Genomic DNA, 20,434 nt, shown 5'->3' with positions numbered 1-20,434 from the left:
GCAAACGGCGCCGTCAGGCGCCGTTTGCACGTCCGTGCCCGACGCGTTGGGCTAGCTCCTGGGCTTCGCCCGCCGCGTCGGCTCTGCCGCCATCGGGTCGTCCGGCCACGGGTGCCGCGGGTACCGCCCCTTCATCTCCTTCTGCACGTCCTTGTACGACGAGCGCCAGAAGCCAGCCAGGTCGCGCGTGACCTGCAGTGGACGGTGCGCGGGGGAGAGCAGGTGCAACGTGACGGGAATTCGCCCCCCCAACACGCGCGGCGTCTCCCGGCAGCCGAACATCTCCTGCAACCGCACGGCGAGCACGGGCGACGCCGGATCGCCGTAGTCCACCGCGATCCGGCTCCCGGTCGGGACCTCGAGATGACTCGGGGCCAGCGTGTCGAGCGCGCTCCGCTGCTGCCAGCTCAGGCGCCCCAGCAGGAGCGACGACAGGTCGAGGGCGGCGAGGTCGCTCGCGCGACGCATCCCCTCCAGGTGCGGCGCCAGCCAGTCGTCGAGCGACGCCAGCAGCGCCGCGTCGCCCACGTCGGGCCACGTGGCGTCGTGCGCGTGCACGAAGGCCAGACGCTCGCGCAGTCGCCGGGCACCGTCGCCCCACGGGAGGAGCTGCAACGATGAGCGCCGCACGGCGTCGAGGAGCGCGCGCGCCAGCAGGGGAGGAGACGGGTCGCGCAGCGCCACCTCGCGCAGCGTGATCGCGCCCAACCGCTCCACGCGCACGGCGCGCACCACCTTCGCGTCGTCGTCCCAGGCGACCTGATCGTCGATGCTGATGTCGTCGCCGAAGTCGCGGCGCACGTCGTCCAGCGTGAGTGGCGCGGCGAGGTAGATCGCGCTCTCCGGGCGCCGCCCGTCCGACTCGGCCACCACCACGTACTCGGCCTGGGCCAGCGCCGGCGAGTCACGCAGCATCGCCCCCGTGCCGTTGCGCAGGAGATAGCGTCCGGCGCCGGCATCGCGTCGTTGGGCTACACGGTCGGGGTACGCGAGCGCCAGCACGCGCCCTGCATCGTCCAGGGAATCCTCGGCACCGGCCGCGCCCGACCCACCATCGCGCCGCACGTCGACCCCCAACTCGCGCCGCCAGGCGTTCGCCTCGTCGAGCGCGCGCCTCGCGGCATCACGAATCACGCGCATCCCGTGGACGTCGCTCGGCAGGCGCTCGCGCCGACGCAGCGCGCGCAACAGCTCGAGGCGCGTGCGCAGGTCGGCATCGTGCTGCGGACCATCCGCGCGCAGGATGTCGCGCTCCCCGACCAACGCGGCGAGGTCGCACGCGAGCCGCAGGCTCGCACTCCCGTCTCCCGTCTCCCGTCTCCCGTCCCCGCTCCCCCCCTCGCGCGACGAGAGCAGCATGTGCGCCACGCGCGGGTGCGCCGCCAGCTGGGCCATGCGCGCCCCGTGCGCCGTGATCTCCCCGGTGGCATCGAGCGCGCCGAGCCACTGCAGCAGCTCCCGGGCGCGGGCGAGCGACGCTGGGGGCGGGGCATCGAGCCACGCCAGCTCGCCCACGTCGCGCACGCCGGCAGCTGCAAGCTCGAGCGCCAGCGGCGCCAGGTCGGCGTCGGCAATCTCGGGGGCGGTGTACGGCACCAGCCCCGCGTGCTCCTCCATCGCCCACAGCCGATAGACCACCCCCGGCGCCAGCCGCCCGGCGCGCCCGGCGCGCTGCTCCGCCGAGGCGCGCGACACGCGCACCGTCTCGAGCCGCGTCATCCCCACCGCCGGCGAAAAGCGTGCGACGCGCGACAGCCCGCTATCCACCACGCAGCGCACCCCTTCGATCGTGAGCGACGACTCGGCGATCGACGTCGCCAGCACCACCTTGCGGTGCCCCGGCGGCGAGGGGGCGATGGCCCGGTCCTGTTGCTCGAAGGGGAGGTTGCCGTACAGCGCATGTACCGTCACGCCGCTGCCTAACGGCGACTCGGCGAGCGCGTCGGCGACACGATGAATCTCCCCCTGCCCGGGGAGGAAGGCGAGGATGTCCCCCTCGGTCTCGCGCACCGCCAGCCGCACCGCCGCCACCATCGCCCCTTCGACGCGCTGGTCGCTGCGCCGCGGGAGCCAGCGCGCTTCCACCGGGAACATGCGCCCCGCGCTGGTGACGATCGGCGCCCCGCCGAGCAGTCGCGCGATCGGCTCGCCGTCGAGCGTCGCCGACATGACGAGGATGCGCAGGTCGTCGCGCACCAGCTGCTGCGAGTGCCTGACGAGTGCGAGCCCAAGGTCGGCGTGCAGCGAGCGCTCGTGGAACTCGTCGAAGATCACCAGCCCGACCCCCTCGAGCGTCGGGTCGCTGTTGAGCATGCGGGTCAGCACCCCTTCGGTGACCACCTCGATCTGGGTCTTCGCTCCCACGCGCGTGTCGCGCCGCACGCGATAGCCGACCGAGTGGGCGAGCGGCTCGCCGAGCAGCTGCGCCATGCGATGCGCCGCGGCGCGGGCGGCGAGCCGTCGCGGCTCCAGCATGAGGATCTTCGCCCCCTGCAACCACGCCGCGCCGCGCAGCGCCAGCGGCACCACGGTCGTCTTCCCGGCCCCCGGCGGCGCCTGCAGCACCGCACACGAGTGCCGCTCCAGCGCGCCCTGCAGCGCTGGAATCGCCTCGAGAATGGGGAGTGGTGGGAGCGACATGCCGCAGCGATGTTGAGGAAGACGGCGAGAGAGTAAGGTATCGGGATGGCCGCAGCGCACCCATCCAGCCCGCCTGCCGCTCTTGCGCGTCTTCCGCAGTGCACGGGCCCCCGACGGTCGCAGGGGTGCTCGCGTCGCTCGCTCCTTCCCGTCTGCCGGCGTTGACGTGCCCGAACTACCGGACATCGTGGTGTACTGCGAAGCGCTGCGCCGCCACGTGGTCGGGCGGACGCTGGAGCGTGTGCGCCTGTCGAATCCGTTCCTCCTCCGCTCGGTCACCCCGCCCATCGACGCGATCGTCGGTCGTCCCGTCGTGGACGTGCGTCGCATGGGCAAGCGCATCATCCTCGACTTCGGCGATGGGCTCTTCCTCGTCGTGCACCTGATGATCGCGGGGCGCCTGCGCTGGCGCGCGGTCGGTGGCAAGGTCCCGGCCAAACTGGGGATTGCCTACTTCGACTTCCCGAATGGGGTCCTGATCCTCACCGAGGCCGGGACCAAGCGCCGCGCCTCGCTCACCCTGGTGCAGGGGGAGGCCGCGCTCGCCGCCATCGACCGAGGCGGCCTCGAGCCGCTCGAGGCCACGCACGCCGCCTTCGCCGAGCGGCTGCGGCGCGAGAATCACACGCTCAAGCGCTCGCTTACCGATCCCCGACTGTTCAGCGGGATCGGCAACGCCTTTTCCGACGAAGTCCTCCACCGCGCCCGCCTCTCCCCGCTCCTCCTCACCTCGCGGCTGGACGACGAGAGCATCGAGCGCTTGCGCCTGGCGACGGTCGCCGTTCTCACGGAGTGGACCCAGCGCACGCGCGATGAGGTGGGGGCGGGCTTTCCCGAGACGGTCACCGCCTTTCGCGAGGGGATGGCGGTGCACGGGCGCTTTGGCCAGCCGTGCCCCGACTGTGGCGCCCCGGTACAGCGCATTCGCTACGCCGACAACGAGACCAACTACTGCGCCCGCTGCCAGAACGAGGGGCGCATCCTCGCCGATCGGGCCCTCTCGCGGTTGCTCAAGGACGACTTCCCGAGAAGCTTGAACGACGAGGGCTGAACCACGAGCCTTGCAGCAGCACTCAGCCCAGCGCGCCATCGAACCTCCCGTCTCCCGTCTCCCGTCTCCCGTCTCCCGTCTCAAGTCATGGATCCCCGCCTTACCCCCCTCGCCGCCATTCTCGACCTCAACACGCACCTCTTCGGCAACTGCCTGGACGGGCTCTCCGACGAGCAGGCGGCCACGCGTGTGGTGGACGGGACCAACCATGTGGCCTTCGTCGCGGCCCACATGGCCGATTCGCGGTTCTTTGCCCTCAAGGTGCTTGGACAGACCGTCGACAACCCGCTCGCCCCGGCGCTCGCGGGGGCCAAGACGCTGGAGGACGTGAAGGGTCCGCTCCCGCTCGATGCGACGCGCGCCGCCTGGGCCACCGTCTCGGCGGCTCTGCGGGCCGCGCTCGAGTCGCTCACCCCCGAGCAGCTCGACGCGCCGTCCACCATGCGCTTCCCGATCAGCGACAAGACCGTGCTGGGGGTCATCGCCTTCCTGGTTCAGCACGACGCCTATCACCTCGGGCAGCTCTCCCTCCTGCGCCGTCAACTGGGCCTCGCCGGGATGTCGTACAAGTAGGGCGAGACACCGGAGCGATGGGGAGGCGGCCGCAGGAGCGGTCCGGGGCGAGCTCCGCTCCGTTACCCAAAAGCTGGTTGGTACGTTTCTGGCTCAGAAGGCGCGCAGTCCTGCACCCCACCGACGGCTCAACTCCCGTCTCCCGTCTCCCGTCTCCCGTCCGCTTCCATGTCCCTCCTGTTCTGGCTCCTCGGCGCCGTCGTCGTCGGCTACATCGGCTATACGATGTACCTGGCCACGGTCCTCAAGTGGGAGGACGAACAGACGGTCGGGCTGGCCTACTACGGGCTCCCGCTCGCCGGGCGCAACGCCTTCAAGGACACGCTCCGCGCGCACGCGCGTCGCCTGCGCCCGCTGATCCAGTTCAACGCGAAGTTCACCAAGCTCGACTTCGCCAAGTCGCACATCACCCACCAGGGGGTCGCAGGCCCCGGCGGGAGCTGCAGCGCGGACTCGTTCGCCAAGGCGGCGGCCTACCAGCCGAGAGCCGAGGACGTCTTCGTGGTCACGCAGATGAAGTGCGGGACCACGTGGATGCAGAACGTCGTCTACGAGGTGCTCAAGCGCGGCAAGGGCGACCTCGTCGAGACTGGCGGCGCGATGTATGCCATCTCGCCGTGGATCGAGGGACGGAAGAGCGTCCCCATCGATCAGGCACCGCTCATCGGCACCGAACGCCCGACGCGCATCATCAAGACGCATCTTCCTGCGTCGCTCTGCCCCTTTGATGCCAAGGCGAAGTACATCTACGTGGCGCGACACCCGGTGTCGTGCTTCGCCAGCTGCATCGACTTCGTCGACACCAACGTGGGCGGCATGTCCCCCGACCTCCCGGCCTTCGAGGCCTGGTTCACCTCGCCCGCGCACATGTGGTGGGGCACCTGGACCGACCACGTGAAGGGATGGTGGACGCGCGCGAAGCAGTCACCCGACCACGTCCTGTTCGTGTATTTCGAGGACATGAAGAAGGACCTCGGCGCGGTCGTGCAGCAGGTCGCCGCCTTCCTCGGCGTCCCCCCGCTCAATGCAGATGAACTCAAGGCCGTGGTGCACAAGTGCGGCTTCGCCTACATGCAGGAGCACCAGGACAACTTCGAGATGCATCCGCCGCACATCCTGCAGACGAACGCCGAGCTGTTCGTCTCCGGGTCGGCCGATCGCTACAAGAACGTCCCGGCCGAGATCCGGACGCGGGTGGCGCAGTGGGTCGTGCGCGACATGCAGGGGAGTGACTTTCCGCTGGCGGAGAAGTACCCGGACGTTGCGAAGACCGTCGGCTAAACCGCCTTCGCCACCGCCCGCCCCGCCACCCGTCCCGAAAACAGGCACCCCCCCAGGAACGTCCCTTCCAGCGAGCGGTACCCGTGCATCCCGCCGCCGCCGAACCCCGCGGCTTCGCCGGCCGCGTACAGGCCGCCTAACGGCTCGCCGCTCTCCACCAGCACCCGCCCCGACAGGTCGGTCTCCAGCCCGCCTAACGTCTTGCGCGTCAGCACGCTCAGGCGCACCGCGATCAACGGCCCGGCCGCGGGATCGAGGAAGCGGTGCGGCTTGGCGGTGCGGATCAACCGGTCGCCGATGTATTCACGCGCCGAGCGGATGGCGGCTACCTGCGCGTCCTTCGAGAACCGATGCGCCACCTCACGGTCGCGCGCCTCCAGCACCCGTTGCAGCTCGCCGGCATCGATCAACGACTCGCAGGCGACCTCGTTCATCCGCCGCGCCAGCGCCCCCACGGTCCGTTCGACGATGAAGTCCTCCCCCTTGTCCATGAACGCCTGCACCGGCGCCGGCACCCCGCCGCGCGCGCGCCCCAGCACCTGGCGCCAGTCGCGATTCGTGAGGTCGGGGTTCTGCTCTGACCCCGACAGCGCGAACTCGCGCTCGATCACCTTCTTGGTCAGCACGAACCACGACCAGTCGTAGCCGATGCGCCGGAGGTAGGTGAGCGTCGCCATCGTGTCGAAGCCCGGAAAGAGCGGGACCGGGAGCCGTCGCCCGCAGGCGTCGAGCCAGACCGACGACGGACCGGGGAGGATGCGGATCCCGTGCATGGGCCAGATGGGGTTCCAGTTGGTCACCCCTTCCACGTAGTGCCACATGCGGTCGCGGTTGATGAGGCGCGCTCCCGCCGCCTCGGCCACGCCGAGCATCAACCCATCCACGTGCGCGGGCACTCCCGACACCATCCGTTCCGGCGGGTCGCCGAGCCGGGTGGGCCACGACTGCCTGACGAGTGCGTGGTTCCCCCCGATCCCCCCCGACGTCACGATCACCGCCGGCGCATAGAAGGAGAAGTCGCCAACCGGAAGGCGCGACGAGGCTTCGCCGCGCGCGACACCGCTGGGTTCGAGTCGCTCGCCGTGCACGCCGTTGATCACGCCGCCGCTGCGGTTGAGCGCCGTGACCCGGTGGCGGAAGCAGAGCGTCACCTTGCCTGCGGCCACCGCCGCGCGCACCCGGCGCTCGAAGGGCTCGAGCAACCCCGGGCCCGTCCCCCACGTGATATGGAAGCGCGGAACCGAGTTGCCATGCTCGGTCGCCAGGTTCCCGCCACGTTCCGCCCACCCGACCACGGGGAAGATCCGGTGCCCCATCGCTCGCAGCCACGCCCGCTTTTCCCCCGCGGCGAAGTCGACGTACGCCTCGGCCCACCGGCGGGGCCAGGCGTCCTCCGGGCGGTCGAACCCCGCGGAGCCAAGCCAGTCCTGGAGGGCGAGGTCGCGCGAGTCGCGGATCCCGAGCCGCCGCTGTTCCGGTGAGTTGACGAAGAAGAGCCCCCCGAACGACCAGAAGGCCTGCCCACCGAGCGACGCCTCGGGTTCCTGATCGAGCAGAATGACCCGCTTTCCGGCCTCGGCCAGCTCCGCGGTGGCCGTGAGCCCGGCCAGCCCTCCCCCAACGACGATCGCGTCGGCATCGTATGTCGTCATGGGCGAGAATTCTACGCCCTCGCCGGGCGTTCTGCCGCGCCCTGCACGACGACGTCCCTCCATCCGGTTGCCGGAGCCCCGCATGCGCCCCATCGCACGTCGCACCTTTCCCCTCGCTGCCTTCCTCCTGGCTGCCGTGTCTCCGCTGGCCGCGCAGCAGCCCGAGCGCCTCGACTACCAGATGCTCGGGCGCATCCGCGACGAGGGGATGCAGCGCTCGCAGGTAATGGACATTGTCTCGTGGCTGGCCGACGTGAAGGGGCCGCGCCTAACGGGGAGCCCGGGCTTCAAGGCGGCCGGCGACTGGACCATCGAGACGCTCAAGAAGTGGGGGATGTCCAACGTCCACTACGAGCCGTGGAGCTTCGGGCGCGGTTGGTCGCTGGAGCGCTTCAGCGCCCACATGATCGAGCCGACCATCCAGCCGCTCATCGGCTACCCCAAGGCGTGGTCGCCAGGCACTGGCGGCGTGGTCAGCGGCGAGGTGATGCAGGTCATGATCAATGCGCCGGCCGACTTCGAGAAGTACCGCGGAAAGCTCAAGGGGAAGATCGTCCTCCCGCAGACGGAGCGTGTGGTGCGCATGCTGGAGGGCGACATCGTCCTCAAGATGGGAGACAAGGAGGTCAAGGAGGCGGAGACGACGCCGATCCCTGCAGCTGGCGGGACGCCGCGCTTCACGCAACCGGCGGTCTCGGCGGCGCAGCTCAACAAGTTCTACGTCGACGAAGGGGTCATCGCGGTCCTCGATCGTGGCGCCGACTCGGACATGTCGGCCGGCGGGAGCGACATGTCGTGGCAGACGCAGCGTGTCGACGGCGGGACGATCTTCGTGGGGAGCGCCGGGAGCCGCGACGCCAGCGCCGTCATGCCACCGCAGGTCACGCTGGCCGTCGAGCACTACAACCGGATGATCCGCATCCTCCAGCGGGGAGTCCCGGTCAAGGTCGAACTCGACCTGCGCGTGAAGTTCCACGACGAGGGGGCGACGCCCAACGGCTTCAACATCATCGCCGAGATCCCCGGCACCGACCCCAAGCTCAAGGACGAGATCGTCCTGATCGGCGGGCACTTCGACTCGTGGCACGCCGGGACCGGCGCCACCGACAACGCCACCGGCTCGGCGGCCATGATGGAGGCGCTGCGCATCCTCAAGACGTTAGGCGTGCAGCCGCGCCGCACGATTCGCATCGGGCTCTGGGGCGCCGAAGAGCAGGGGCTGCTGGGATCGCGCGAATACGTCAAGCAGCACATCGCCGATGGCGCGACGCTCAAGCCCGAGCATGCGAAGCACTCGGCCTACTTCAACATCGACAACGGCACCGGGAAGATTCGCGGGATCTGGTTCCAGCAGAACTTCGGCGTGCAGCCCGTCTTTCAGCAGTGGATCACCCCGCTGGCCGACCTCGGCGTGACCACGCTCGGGCCGCGCAACGTGTCGAGCACCGACCACCTCCCCTTCGATGCCGCGGGGATCCCGGGGTTCCAGTTCATCCAGGAGCGCCTCGAGTACAACTCGCGCACGCATCACTCCAACATGGACGTGGTGGATCGCGTGCAGCGCGGCGACATGATGCAGATGGCCACCGTGGTCGCCTGGTTTGCCTACAACGCGTCGATGCGCGACGAGAAGCTGCCGCGCAAGGCGATGCCGGCGCCACGGGTGGCGCAGTAGGACGAACGTCCCCTGCCTGCAACTCGCCCTTGCCACCAAACGACGTGCAACCGAGATTGTGACGCGCGGGAGAGAGCGGAAGTCTCTCCCCTCGTCACCTCGTGTTCCAGGAGTCCGCACATGCCAACGCTCCAGAGTCTCTGCGCACCGCACGTGAAATCGCTCGGACAATCCCGGGCAAGTTGCGGCGTGCAACGGAGTGCATGCACGGCGAGGCGTGGTGTGGAGCGCGGAGTCCGACGAGCCAGATGACGGCACCGTCGAGACGATGAATCGCACCCCATCCGCGCGGCCGCCGGATGGGGTTTTTTCATCTTCACGACGAGCGCGGCGCGACCCTCCACCAGGGCCGCGGCGTGGACCGCACATGGCCAACAACAACCGCAGCATCACCACCAGCCGCAACGCCCCGCGCTCCGGCGCGATGGAGTTCGTGGTGGTCCGCACCGACAATTGCCGCTTCATGCTCACCCGGGCCGAAGGGGCGCGCCTCACGGCGCGTCTCGACCAGTGGTGGGCACCACGCTGGGTGGAGTTTGTCGATCTGCACGGGTCGCTCGTGCGCCTGCGCACGCGGGCGATCCTCGAGATCTTCGACTCCGGCCCGGTCAGCCGCCTGTCCGAGTCGGCGCTCGCCCTCGCGCTCTTCCGCGAGGACCGGGCGAACGACGAACAACTCAACAATTCCGGCGACGAGTAGGACCCCGTGGCGGGTCCTGCTCCTCGCCGCCAATCAGGAACGCACCATGACCATGATCTTTGGCGAACACGACGAACTGACGATCCGTCAGCTGCAGGACGTGGCGTCGCGCGCCGAGCGTGCGGCGCTGATGGCCGATGGCCATCCGGGCTATGTGATGCCCATCGGCGGTGTCGCCGCCTATCGCAACCAGGTGTCGGTCGTTGGCGTCGGCTTCGACATCGCCTGCGGCAACGCCGCCATCCGCACCGACCTCGACGAGTCCATCCTCGGCGAGGGAGAGGAGCGCACGCGCATCGTGGGCAACATCGCCGACGAGATCGCCGACGTGCTCTCGTTCGGGGTGGGGCGGAAGAACCGCGCCGACGACGCCCCCGTCGACCATCCGCTCTTCGAGGATCCCGCGTGGCGCGCCATCCCGGTAGCGCATCGCGACACGCTGCGCACCAAGGCGCGCTCGCAGCTCGGAACCGTGGGGTCGGGGAACCACTACGTCGACCTCCTGGCCGACGAGTCGGGGACGCTGTGGGTCGGCGTGCACTTCGGCTCGCGCGGCTTCGGCCACACCGTGGCGTCCAACTTCCTGGCCTTGGGGCAGAACCTGCCGTGGGGAGAAAAGGCGCCCGAGGTGGAGGTGCTGCTCGACCTGTCGACCCCGTTAGGCGATGCCTACTGGTCGCTCATGTCGCTCGCCGGCACGTATGCCTATGCCGGGCGCGAATGGGTGGCGCGCAAGGTCGTTTCGCTGCTCGGCGCACAGGAGGTGGAGCGGGTGCACAACCATCACAACTTCGCATGGAAGGAGGTGCACAGCGGCGAGGAGCTGGTGGTCGTGCGAAAGGGGGCGACCCCTGCCTTCCCCGGGCAGCAGGGCTTCGTGGGTGGCTCGATGGGCGACAACGCCGTCATCGTGCGGGGGGCGCTCCAGGCGCCGTCGCACGCGGACGTCGACCTGCGCGCGGCGTCGCTCTTCTCCACCGTGCACGGCGCGGGGCGCGTGATGTCGCGGTCGGCTGCGGCGGGCAAGGTGCACCGCAAGACGGGGTACGTGATCCGCGAAGGGGCGATCAGCCGCGAGATGATGCACAGCTGGCTCGACGAGCGTGGCGTCGTCCTGCGCGGAGGCGGGCTGGACGAGGCGCCGCAGGCCTATCGACGCCTGCCGCAGGTGCTCGCCGCGCAGCGCGGGACGGTGGAGGTGTTGCACTCGCTGCGTCCGCTCATCGTGGTGATGGCGGGGGCCAACGAGTGGGATCCGTACCGGGACTAGCGTTCGTCACACGAGTGGTCGGCGGCACCGGCACAACGCCGCCGACCCTCGGTGCGATCGCGGTCATCATCCGCACACCAACTCGTCCTTCGCGGGAAGCGGGGCACATCGCCACGCTTCCCGCGTGCGTTGCTACCGGCCGTTAGGCACCGCGCAGCACGCCCGCGCTCACTCGAGCGCGAGCGGCGGCGTGACGGCGAGCGCGAGACGCTCGAGCACGGCATCGCACGTCGCCGGCACGTGCTGGCGCACGGCGTTGACCAGCCGAGCACGCAAGGCGCGTCCTCTCGTGTTGGCGGGGTTGAGCAGCTTCGCCGATGAGAGTGAGAGCGTCAACGACAGCACGTCGACCTGCCCCACCGCGCGCAGGATTCCCGAGGCGGCCAACACCGCGGCATAGCGGTTCTGCTCGGCCCAGCGCTCGGTGTCCCGCCGATGGAGCTCCATGGGACGTGGATCCCACGCGGAATGCTGGGCGACGCGAAGGACCATGGCGGCGAGGGTCGGCGAATCGAGTTCAGCGGGAAAGCGCACACGGACCGCCCAGGAGCGAGGAGACGACGTTACACCGGCTCCTCGCATGTTAGCGTCGCGCTCAGGTCGGCGCTGTGATCGTCGACCGCCGATCGGTCCCGCGAGTAGCTTGCAGTTCAGGCGAGGGATGCACTCAGGGCATCTCCCCTCGCCTTCGCGTTCGCGCACACAGGTGGTGTCCCATGGGCGACAAGTCACCCAAGGCCAAGCAGCGGCAGAAGCAGCAGGAATCGACGCACAAGCAGAACGAGAAGGCGGCGGCCCTCGCCAAGGCGACCCCGCCCGCCGCCACGGCGTTCAAGAAGGGGAAGTAGCCGGGTCAGTCTCGCGCGCGCCTAACGCCGCGTTCGTCCCCTACCGCTCCCACACCAGGAACTCCGTTGCGTCGGTGGTGATCATGCTCTGGATCATCGGCTCGTAACGAAAGCCCGGGAGCTGCTGCAGCCGCGCGATCATCGCGTCGGCCCCGGTCGCCGTCTGCGCCACGCGCACCGGCGCGCCGCCCGTGGCCGGCGTGAGTACCCAGGTCACCGCATCGGCGTTGAGCCCACCCTCGACGCTTTCGATATGCACGCGCCCCACGTTGTCCCACGCCAGGCGCAGCGGCGGACCACCGGCGTCGATCGCGATCCCTGCGTCGTCGACCAGCACACGCGTGCCGCCGCCCCCTGACGTGGCGGGGAGCGCCTCGGCGCTCGCGTGACGCCACTTGGTGCGCCAACGCCAGTACGAAAAGAGCCCGAGCACGACGATCGCGACGACGAAACTACGCATGGAGACGCCTGCGCCCTGCGGCGCGATGAGGGGGAGTGACGCGAGGGAGACGCTACTCCGCGGGACGCGTGGGCCGCAAGCCGTGGTATGCCCAAGGGCCCACGAATGGCACGGGTGCCTGCGCATCATGCATAGGACGCGCGTCCAAGCGCTGCTCGGTTTACACGAGACCCGCGCGGCGTAGGCGAGCTGCGCTACCTTGCGGCATGCCCTCGCACCTCATCCCGTGCCCAGCGCCCTCGGCCGACGAACTCGCGACGCTCACGGCTGAACGTCCCGTGAGAATCGACGGGAACTTCGTGCACCGCTTTCGCGACGCGCGCGGCCACGTCCGCTACGAACGCGTGACGTCGGGATGGGGCGAGCCGCGCTGGTTTCGCGTCGAAGGCTGAGCACCAACCGCCCACGCGTACGCAAGGCGCCACCGCACGACGTGACGCCCATGCCGTCGCTCGCTAGAACGACTCCAACGGCATCGCCAGCACCGACTCTGCCCCCGCAGTGATCGCCGCATGGAGCGACAACGTCTGCGGCATCACCCGGTCGAAGTAGAAGCGTGCCGTGGCCAGCTTGGCTTCGTAGTGCGCCGGCGCAAAGCTCCCGCCGTTCGCCAGCTTCTCGCTCGCCACCCGCGCCGTGCGCAGCCACTGGTGCCCTAACGCCACGTAGCCGAACAGCCGCAGGTAGTCGTTGGCCGCCGCTCCCGCCTCATCGGGGTTGCCGGCCGCGCGCTGGGCGATGAACTCGGTCGCCTTCTGCAGCGCCCCGGCTGCCTTGGCCAGCGCGCCCACATGCGCGGCGAGCGCCGGCACCTTCCCCGACGCCTCGAGCTCGGCGGCGACGACGGTCGCAAAGCGCTGCAGCAACCGCCCGTTCCCCTCGGGGAGCTTGCGCCCCACCAGGTCGAGCGCCTGCACGTGGTTGGTCCCCTCGTAGATCTGCCCGATGCGCGCGTCGCGCACGAACTGCTCCATCCCCCACTCGCGGATGTAGCCATGCCCGCCGTACAGCTGCAACCCGGTGTTGGTGGCGTCGAAGCCCAGGTCGGTGAAGAGCGCCTTGATGATCGGCGTCAGCAGGGCGACCAGGTCGCCCGCCTCCTTCCGCTTGGCCTCGTCCGGGTCGCGGAACTCCTGGTCGATGAGCATTCCCGTCCACGTCGACAGCGCCCGCGCCCCTTCAATGAACGCCCGCATCGACAGCAGCGCGCGCCGCGTCTCGGCATGCACCAGGATCGGATCGGCCGCCCCCTCGGGGTTCTTGGCCCCGGACAGAGAACGCCCCTGCAGCCGCTCGCGTGCATACGTGACGGCGTTGTGGTACGAGTTGGTCGCCAGCCCCAACCCCTGGATGCCGACCCCAAGGCGCGCCGAGTTCATCATGGTGAACATGCCGCGCATCCCCTTGCCCTCTTCGCCCACGAGGTAGCCCACCGCCCCGTCGAAGTTGAGCACGCACGTCGCCGACCCCTTGATCCCCATCTTGTGCTCGATGGAGCCGCAGGTGACCGCGTTGCGCGCGCCTAACGAACCGTCGGCGTTGGGGATGAACTTGGGGACGAGGAACATCGAGATCCCGCGCGTCCCGGCGGCCGCGCCGGGAAGCTTGGCCAGCACCAGGTGCACGATGTTCTCGGTGAGGTCGTGCTCGCCGGCGGTGATGAAGATCTTCTGCCCCGTCACGCGATACGTGCCGTCGTCCAGTTGCTGCGCCTTGGTGCTGATGATCCCCAGGTCGGTCCCGGCGTGCGCCTCGGTGAGGCACATCGTCCCCGCCCACTCGCCGCTCGTCAGGCGCGGGAGGTACAGCTGCTTGAGCGCCTCGCTCCCGTGGACGTGAATCGCCTCGTAGGCCCCCTGCGTCAGCCCCGGGTACATCGCAATCGACAGGTTCGACCCGGTCACCATCTCGTCCACCACGAAGCGCAACGTCAGGGGGAGCCCCTGCCCGCCGTGTTCAGGATCGGCAGCGAGCCCGATCCACCCGCCGTCGGCGTATTGCTTGTACGCCTCCTTGAACCCCTTGGGGGCGCGCACCACCCCGTTCTCCCAGGTGCACCCTTCGGCGTCGCCGGACGCGTTGATCGGCGAGAGCACCTCTTCGCAGAACTTCCCGGCTTCCTCGATCACCGAGAGCAGCAGGTCGGGGGTGACGTCGGCGTATTCCTTGTAGGCAAGGACCTGGGCGACATCGTAGAGTTCCGTCAGGATGAACCGGAAGTCATCGACTGGAGCGCGATACGAAGGCATGAGCGCGACCTGGATGCGAAAGGGGCTGTCGGAAGATAGTGGTGCATGGAGACGGGTGCGTCGAGCAGGGTTTGCCTTGCGCCACGCGCTGGTCACGACCTTGACGCTCGCAGCAGCGGCCAGCGTGCCCGGGTGCGTGCAATCCCCCGTCCCCCCCATCGGCGGGACCCCCGCCGAGCAGCTCGGACGACTCGAGTCGCTCTATGCCGATACCCGCGACCTCTACTTCCAGATCTACGTCACCGACGCCCGCGGAACCGAGCGCAACGCCCGCGGCGTCTCCCTCCCCGAGATGCGGCGCGCGCACCGGGCGCTACGGGAACGATTGACCGAGTCGCTGGAGGCGCTCGACGACGAGCGCTTCGGCGGTGAAGACCGCGAGTCGGTGCGCGTGATGCTCCGGCAGCTCGCCGCCTCCGCATCCATCGAAACGGCGTCAGGCGAAGCCGCCGCGCCGGGTGCAGCGAGTTGCGACTACACGCCGCCGGCGCTCGCCGCAGGGGACTCGGGCTTTGCCCGCCTCTCGGCGCGCATCTATCACTGCTACGGTGCAGCCGCGGGGCGGGTCGTCACCCCGACCGACACCAGCGACCGCCTCACCGTCCTCGGACGACTGGCCACCGAACCCGATCGCGAGCGGCGCCGGGCGCTCTTTCTCTCGCTCGAGCCGGTGTGGCGCGCCGTCACCGGTGATGGCTCCGCGTCGTCGCCCTATCGCACCCTGCTGCCGCTCAGTGCCGCCCAATGGCAGCGCGACGGCTCGCCCATCGACGCCGCGGCCCGCTCGTTAGGGATGGAGCCGGCCCGCGTGGAGTCGACCCTCGTGCGCGTCCTGCGCGCCTGGCGCGACCACACCCCGGCCCAGCGCGTGGAGCCGTGGGACTGGTACTACGACAACGGCGCCGCCAGCCGCACGCTCTCGCCGGGCGTCACGCGCGAAGGGCTGCGGGAGATCAACGACGCCTTCTATCGCGACCAGGGGGCCGACCCCACGACGCTCAACATCCACTACGACCTGGAACCGCGCGACGGGAAGACCCCCGTGGCCTTCACGCAGTTCGGCAAGCCGGCTCGCCTGCGGCGCGGCGACTACGGCGAGAGTGAGGCGTGGGTCTTTGCCACCTATCGCACCGGAGGCTTCGACAACCTGGTGGAGCTACTGCACGAGACGGGGCACGCCATCCACGTGAGCGGCGTCGCCACGCGCCCCGCCTTTGCCGACTGGCCCGACAGCGATCCGTTCACCGAGGCGTTAGGCGACCTGCTGGCCCTCGAGGCCTACGAACCGGAGTGGCAGAAGCGCTACCTGCGATTCGCCGCCCCCGAAGCGGCGTCGTTGCGCGCCAAGTACTCGTCCATCGCCCTCGACGTCGCCTGGGCGCTGCTCGAGCTGCGCCTGCACGCCGACCCGTCGCGCGACCCCAACGCCGAGTGGGCGGCGATCACCAGCGAGTACCTGCACATCATCCCGCACCCCGAGTGGGGGTGGTGGGCGATGCGGGGGCAGCTCATCGAGAGCCCGGGCTACATGATGAACTACGCGCTGGGGGCGATGATCGCCGCACAGCTGCGCGACAAGGTGCGCGCCGAGCGCGGGGCGTTCTTCGACCCCGACAAGAAGCGCTACGACTGGCTCAGCGACCACCTGTATCGCTTCGGGCTGTCACGTCCCACGCGCGAGGTGCTGCGCGACGTGCTGGGGGCGTCGTTAGGCGCCGACGCGCTGGTGGGGGACATGCGACGCCTGCTGTCGCGCTGAACCTCGCCCCCCCCGCGCGCCGGCGATCAGGGCTGCCCGAGTCTCGCCTGGACGTTCTTGAGGATGCGCGCCTCGAGCAGCCCGCTCGAGCCGCACATCGCCGGCTCGGTCGACACGCCGCTCATGTCCTGCGCCTCGGCGATGACGCCGGTGCCGAGTCGCGACTTCCCCTCGCCCGCCGGCTGCAGGAAGGTGACCATGGCGATGGTGAGCCGCCATGTATCGGCGTTGGCCCCGGTCAGCCCCTGCCCGCAATTGAAATACTGTGAGAGTCGCTCGCCCCCCAGCTGGTACGTGACGCGGGCGCGCAGCGTCCCCAGCTGACCGTTGGCCGAATCGGCCCACTCACGGGGGAGCTTGAGCGCCGCATACGTCGCACGCACCGCGGCAAAGGTCTCGGCCATCGGCGCGCGCACCGTGTCACGCGCGTACACGAGCGTATCGAGTACGATCTCGACCGGGTAGGCGCGCATCTTCACGCGTGGGCGCGGGGCCTGCGCGTGGGCCGCGGTCAGCGGCACGGACAGCACCGCGGCCGTCGGCGCCGAGCAGATGGCGACGGCAGCCATCGCACGAGCGAGGCGGCGTGACACGATGGCGACCTGAGACATCCTAGAAGCTCCCCCAGCAGGACTGCGTTGGCAAAGATCGGCAGCAGGCCGCGATAGAGATCGCGATAGACCGGGTCATGCGCAAAGGCGATCACCCGCCCGCGCCCGGCGCGCTCCGTCCACAGATAGGGCGACCCGGCGACCTTCGCACTCATCTCCGGCCAGAAATACCCCGAGAGTCGCACCCGGTTCTCCGGTGCGAAGCGAATCACCGCCTCGCCGGCGCTCAGGTCCTTCGGGACGGTGAGGATCCGGTCCGAGTTGGCGAACACGGGGATCTCCCCAGCCTCGACTCCGGCCATGATGGGCGAGAGTGTGTCGAAGGTCGCGCGCGCCAGCACCCCAGGGAGCCCTCCCGGGAGCGGCGCCCCGCCTGACGAGTCGGCGCGCACCGAGTCGCGCTTGATGCGCGTGCGCACGAGCCCCACGCGCTCCTGCGTCACCCACGCCGTGGCGGCGTCGAGCGTGACGAGCAAACCGCCGCGGCGCACCCACTCCACCAGGCGCGTGCGCCCGCCATCGCCTAACGCGCGGTCGAGCGCCGCCGCCTGCACCGAGGGGATGACCACCACGCTGAATCGGTCGAGGTCCCCCCCGCTCACGAACGCCGCGTCGATGAGCGTCGTGGGATACGCCAGGCGCTGGTCGAGCGCGTACCAGGCAAAGCCGAAGGCGTTCCCCTGCACCGGGGCCCCGCCCAGGAGCGCCACCGTGGGCGGGAGCAGCGGAACGACCGAGTTGCTCCCCAGGTCGGTCCCTTCGTCCACCCCGGCCGAGGCAATCGGGAAGACGCGCGCTCCGGCCTCGGTCGCGCGTGCCGACACCACGTCGTGCACGTCGTCACGATTGACCGCCACGCGCACGATGAAGGCGCCGTGCGGGAAGCGCGCCCCCCCGCTCGCGAACGACTTGGGGGCGTGCCACACCCGCACCGAGTCGCGCAGCAGCGACGCCAGCAGCCGCACGCTCGCCTCGCTCCCCGGCTCGAAGGCATAGGCGTACCGCGCCCGCATGGTCGGCGGCATGGCGTCCCGCACCATGTCGACCAGCGGCGTTGCGCCTGGCGGAACCGTCTTCGTCCACCACGCGCGTACGCGGAAGGCCATCGGGAGCGACCAGGCCGTGATGTCGTAGAAGCGATTGCGCTGCCCCGTGCGCCGGAGCTCCAGCTCGAACTTCACGAAGGCCGAGTCGAGCTCGGCGTCGGGCTCGAGGATCGCCTTGGCCAGGTACCCCTGCGGCTGCGAGAAGTCGACCACGTAACTCCCCGCCTTCACCCGCGCCGGTCCGCTGGCGGCGACCACGTACGGCGTTCCGTCGGCCAGCGTCACGTCGCTCGTCAGGCGTTGCACCTCGATCCCGTTGTCGCGCAGCTTGGCCACCAGCGAATCGGCGCGCCCCTGCGCGTCGCGCTCGAACACCACCGCGCGCATGGGACCGCGCGCGTGCTTTGCGATCGCCTCGGCCCGCGACCTGGCGTAGTCGTTCACCAGCTCGGTGCGCCGGCGCGCCGAGGTGCGCACCGTGGCCCACTCGGCGGTGTAGTGCTCCCACGCCGCCTGCTTGAGCGTGCGCAGCATCCCGTCGTTGCGCCTGACGGAACCACCCGACGACGAGGCCGACTCGAAGAGCATCCCCACGCTCCCGGTGAGCATCGGCCACCCCTCGCCATAGCCGGGATAGAACGAGTCGTAGCCCTCGCGGCGGAAGTAGGACCACCCGTGCACGTCGAAGGCGGCGCCGTGCGCCGCCGCGAAGATGTCGAACCACTTGGGGAGGTGCGCCGGGTTGTTCTTGTTGTCCGGCTCGCGCGGCGGGGCGAAGTAGAACGAGGCACTCGACCCCTGCTCGTGCAGGTCGACCGCCACGTGCGGCCACCACTTCATGTACGACCGCACGCGCCCGCGCGACTCGGGGTGCGACTGGATGAACCAGTCGCGATTGAGGTCGAAGTAGTAGTGCGACGTGCGCGGCCCCGGCCACGAGCCCGCATTGTTGAGCGCCCCCGGCTCGGTGGCCAACCCCTGCGCACTCCAGGTGCGCTCCACGTCGTGCGTGTGCCGCTCGCGTCCGTCGGGGTTCTGGTTGGGATCGATGAGTACGACGGTGCTGTCGAGCGCCATGCGCGTCTCGTCGTCGGTGCCGGCGGCCAGTTGGTACAGCAGCCCCAGCCCTGCCTCCACCCCCGACGCCTCACCCCCGTGCACCGAGTGCGCGAGCCAGACGACCGCCGGCAACCGCCTAACGGCCGCATCGACCTCGCCCGGCGCCGCACCGCGGGGGTCGGCCACCCGCCGGGCATCGCGCTGGAGGTCGGTGAGTCGGGCGTGGTTGGCCTCGCTCGTGATGGTCAGGAGCAGCATCTCGCGCCCCTCGAAGGAGCGCGCCACCGTGTCGACCTTCACCCGCTTCGAGGTCGCGGCCACCCGTTCGATGTAGCGGTTGATCAACCGCTGCGGGGTGAAGCGCGCCCCCAGCTCGTAGCCCAGCACGGCCCGCGGTGTCGGGACCCCCGGATCGTAGCGCCCCCCGGCGTCGGCAAAGGCGTGCTGCGCGCCGACCGGGCGCAGCGCGAAGGTGGTCGACAGGGCGAGCGCGGCAAGGCGGGGCCACGACATGCGAAAGGTCCTCCGGAGTGGGCGTGAAGAGGCGCGAATCTACTGGTCGCGTCGCGAGGCGCGCCATGCAGCTTCCGCGCGGCGTTGTCGGGTGAACGCCCGAGGCTCGGTTGTGCGGGACACTGTCGCGCCGGCGCTGATTGACCTCAGCGGTCGCCCATTGGCACACAGGGTGTCGTGCGGGGGAACGGGGCCACGCGGCGCGCGTTGAGTGCTCGTACGCTGGAGGCGGTGGCGACAACCCGGTAGGTTGTGGCGTCCGTCCCGCGGTGTCGCCACCTGGCGCATCGCCCCCCCACCGGTCACCCGTGCTGCCCCGCCATGTACACGCTCACCCTTGCAACGCACAACATCGTTAGGTGGCTCGTCCTCGCGGCCGGCATCTGGGCCGTGGTGCGCTGCTGGATGGGATGGCGCTCGCGCGCCGTGTGGGGGGACAAGGACGCCGGGGCGGTGAAGCTCTTCGTGAACGCCCTCTCGCTGCAGTTCATCGTCGGCGTTGCCCTGTACGCCGTGAGCCCGCTCATCCGCGCCGGCCTCTCAGACATGGGGGCGGCGATGCGCACCGCGTCGGTGCGCTACTTCGTGGTCGAACACGTCTTCGTCATGCTCGCGGCGATCGCGCTGGGCCACATCGGCGCCGCCCGCATCCGGAAGGCGGGGACCGACTCTGCCCGATTCCAGACCGCGACCATCTGGATGGGGCTCGCCCTCGCGGCGGCGGCGGGCTTCGTGCCGTGGGATCGGCCCATCCTGCCGTCGTTCTGATGAGCGACGGGAAGGACGAAGGGGAGGGGAGGGACGGGTAGACTGATCGGGCGAACGCCGGCCGGACACTCGGCGCCGGCGCCAGCGAATACCAGAGCCGAAACGAGGGAGGGGGCGCCACTATGGCGCCCCCTCCCTCGTTCTCGTTCGTCCTTGCCTGAAACCAAACCCGGATTTATTCGTTACCCTGAACATTTGAGGTCAGCGACTCGCGTCGATTCCTGGCCGTTGCTGGCATCTCGTCCCCAGCCGTCGCTGGGGGCACGCTAACTCGCTTCC

Annotated in this window: 16 protein-coding genes; 9 read left to right on the top strand and 7 right to left on the bottom strand. The window is 69.9% G+C overall.

Annotation, left to right across the window (positions count from 1 at the left end; translation table 11 throughout):
- Window positions 1–51 precede the first annotated feature (51 nt).
- Window positions 52–2,640 carry an ATP-dependent helicase HrpB gene (hrpB, locus tag IPN47_11855; protein ID MBK9408719.1) on the bottom strand — a complete coding sequence of 863 codons (2,589 nt, stop codon included), beginning with the start codon at window positions 2,638–2,640 and terminating at the stop codon, window positions 52–54.
- 166 nt (window positions 2,641–2,806) lie between these two features.
- Between hrpB and IPN47_11850 the strand changes: the two genes are divergently transcribed.
- The 3 genes from IPN47_11850 to IPN47_11840 all read left to right on the top strand — a co-directional run bounded on the left by IPN47_11850 (window position 2,807) and on the right by IPN47_11840 (window position 5,545).
- Window positions 2,807–3,691, top strand: coding sequence for a formamidopyrimidine-DNA glycosylase (locus IPN47_11850; GenBank protein ID MBK9408718.1), 885 nt, complete (start codon window positions 2,807–2,809; stop codon window positions 3,689–3,691).
- Between the two features lie 87 nt (window positions 3,692–3,778).
- Complete coding sequence (locus tag IPN47_11845) at window positions 3,779–4,264, top strand: DinB family protein (protein ID MBK9408717.1); 486 nt, start codon at window positions 3,779–3,781, stop codon at window positions 4,262–4,264.
- Window positions 4,265–4,432: 168 nt separating this feature from the next.
- Window positions 4,433–5,545, top strand: a complete 1,113-nt coding sequence (locus IPN47_11840) for a sulfotransferase domain-containing protein (protein MBK9408716.1) — start codon at window positions 4,433–4,435, stop codon at window positions 5,543–5,545.
- Here IPN47_11840 and IPN47_11835 read toward each other — a convergent pair.
- Window positions 5,542–7,197, bottom strand: a complete 1,656-nt coding sequence (locus tag IPN47_11835) for an FAD-binding dehydrogenase (GenBank protein MBK9408715.1) — start codon at window positions 7,195–7,197, stop codon at window positions 5,542–5,544. The genes IPN47_11840 and IPN47_11835 overlap by 4 nt on opposite strands.
- An 82-nt stretch (window positions 7,198–7,279) precedes the next feature.
- Between IPN47_11835 and IPN47_11830 the strand changes: the two genes are divergently transcribed.
- From IPN47_11830 to IPN47_11820, 3 genes are all read left to right on the top strand, one after another.
- On the top strand, window positions 7,280–8,872 hold the full coding sequence (locus tag IPN47_11830) for a M20/M25/M40 family metallo-hydrolase (GenBank protein MBK9408714.1): 1,593 nt from the start codon (window positions 7,280–7,282) through the stop codon (window positions 8,870–8,872).
- A gap of 367 nt (window positions 8,873–9,239) precedes the next feature.
- Window positions 9,240–9,572, top strand: a complete 333-nt coding sequence (locus IPN47_11825) for a hypothetical protein (GenBank protein MBK9408713.1) — start codon at window positions 9,240–9,242, stop codon at window positions 9,570–9,572.
- 46 nt (window positions 9,573–9,618) lie between these two features.
- Window positions 9,619–10,842, top strand: coding sequence for an RtcB family protein (locus IPN47_11820; protein ID MBK9408712.1), 1,224 nt, complete (start codon window positions 9,619–9,621; stop codon window positions 10,840–10,842).
- Window positions 10,843–11,010: 168 nt separating this feature from the next.
- Here IPN47_11820 and IPN47_11815 read toward each other — a convergent pair whose 3' ends face one another.
- Window positions 11,011–11,289, bottom strand: coding sequence for a hypothetical protein (locus IPN47_11815; GenBank protein ID MBK9408711.1), 279 nt, complete (start codon window positions 11,287–11,289; stop codon window positions 11,011–11,013).
- A 441-nt stretch (window positions 11,290–11,730) separates the two neighbouring features.
- On the bottom strand, window positions 11,731–12,150 hold the full coding sequence (locus IPN47_11810; GenBank protein MBK9408710.1) for a hypothetical protein: 420 nt from the start codon (window positions 12,148–12,150) through the stop codon (window positions 11,731–11,733).
- A 206-nt stretch (window positions 12,151–12,356) separates the two neighbouring features.
- Here IPN47_11810 and IPN47_11805 point away from each other — a divergent pair, with 206 nt between their 5' ends.
- Window positions 12,357–12,542: a hypothetical protein gene (locus tag IPN47_11805; protein MBK9408709.1), complete on the top strand. Its 186-nt coding sequence runs from the start codon at window positions 12,357–12,359 to the stop codon at window positions 12,540–12,542.
- Between the two features lie 63 nt (window positions 12,543–12,605).
- Here the strand turns inward: IPN47_11805 and IPN47_11800 are convergent, their stop codons facing one another.
- Window positions 12,606–14,399 (bottom strand): acyl-CoA dehydrogenase C-terminal domain-containing protein, encoded by a 1,794-nt coding sequence (locus IPN47_11800; protein ID MBK9408708.1) that lies wholly within the window; start codon window positions 14,397–14,399, stop codon window positions 12,606–12,608.
- Between the two features lie 136 nt (window positions 14,400–14,535).
- On the opposite strand from IPN47_11800, the gene IPN47_11795 reads away from it, so the two are divergent.
- On the top strand, window positions 14,536–16,158 hold the full coding sequence (locus tag IPN47_11795; protein ID MBK9408707.1) for a hypothetical protein: 1,623 nt from the start codon (window positions 14,536–14,538) through the stop codon (window positions 16,156–16,158).
- Between the two features lie 26 nt (window positions 16,159–16,184).
- Here the strand turns inward: IPN47_11795 and IPN47_11790 are convergent, their stop codons facing one another.
- Both IPN47_11790 and IPN47_11785 read right to left on the bottom strand, forming a co-directional pair.
- A complete protein-coding gene (locus IPN47_11790; GenBank protein ID MBK9408706.1) occupies window positions 16,185–16,727 on the bottom strand; it encodes a hypothetical protein in 543 nt (180 codons plus the stop codon).
- On the bottom strand, window positions 16,670–19,387 hold the full coding sequence (locus IPN47_11785; protein ID MBK9408705.1) for a hypothetical protein: 2,718 nt from the start codon (window positions 19,385–19,387) through the stop codon (window positions 16,670–16,672). The genes IPN47_11790 and IPN47_11785 overlap by 58 nt, the downstream gene beginning before the upstream one ends.
- A 321-nt stretch (window positions 19,388–19,708) precedes the next feature.
- Between IPN47_11785 and IPN47_11780 the strand changes: the two genes are divergently transcribed.
- Window positions 19,709–20,155: a hypothetical protein gene (locus IPN47_11780; protein ID MBK9408704.1), complete on the top strand. Its 447-nt coding sequence runs from the start codon at window positions 19,709–19,711 to the stop codon at window positions 20,153–20,155.
- Window positions 20,156–20,434: the final 279 nt, after the last annotated feature.

The sequence above is a fragment of the Gemmatimonadota bacterium genome (assembly GCA_016719105.1).
Taxonomy (GTDB): Bacteria; Gemmatimonadota; Gemmatimonadetes; order Gemmatimonadales; family Gemmatimonadaceae; genus SCN-70-22.
The sequence above is the reverse complement of the archived record's forward strand: the minus strand, read 5'-3'. Positions and strand labels throughout refer to the sequence as shown.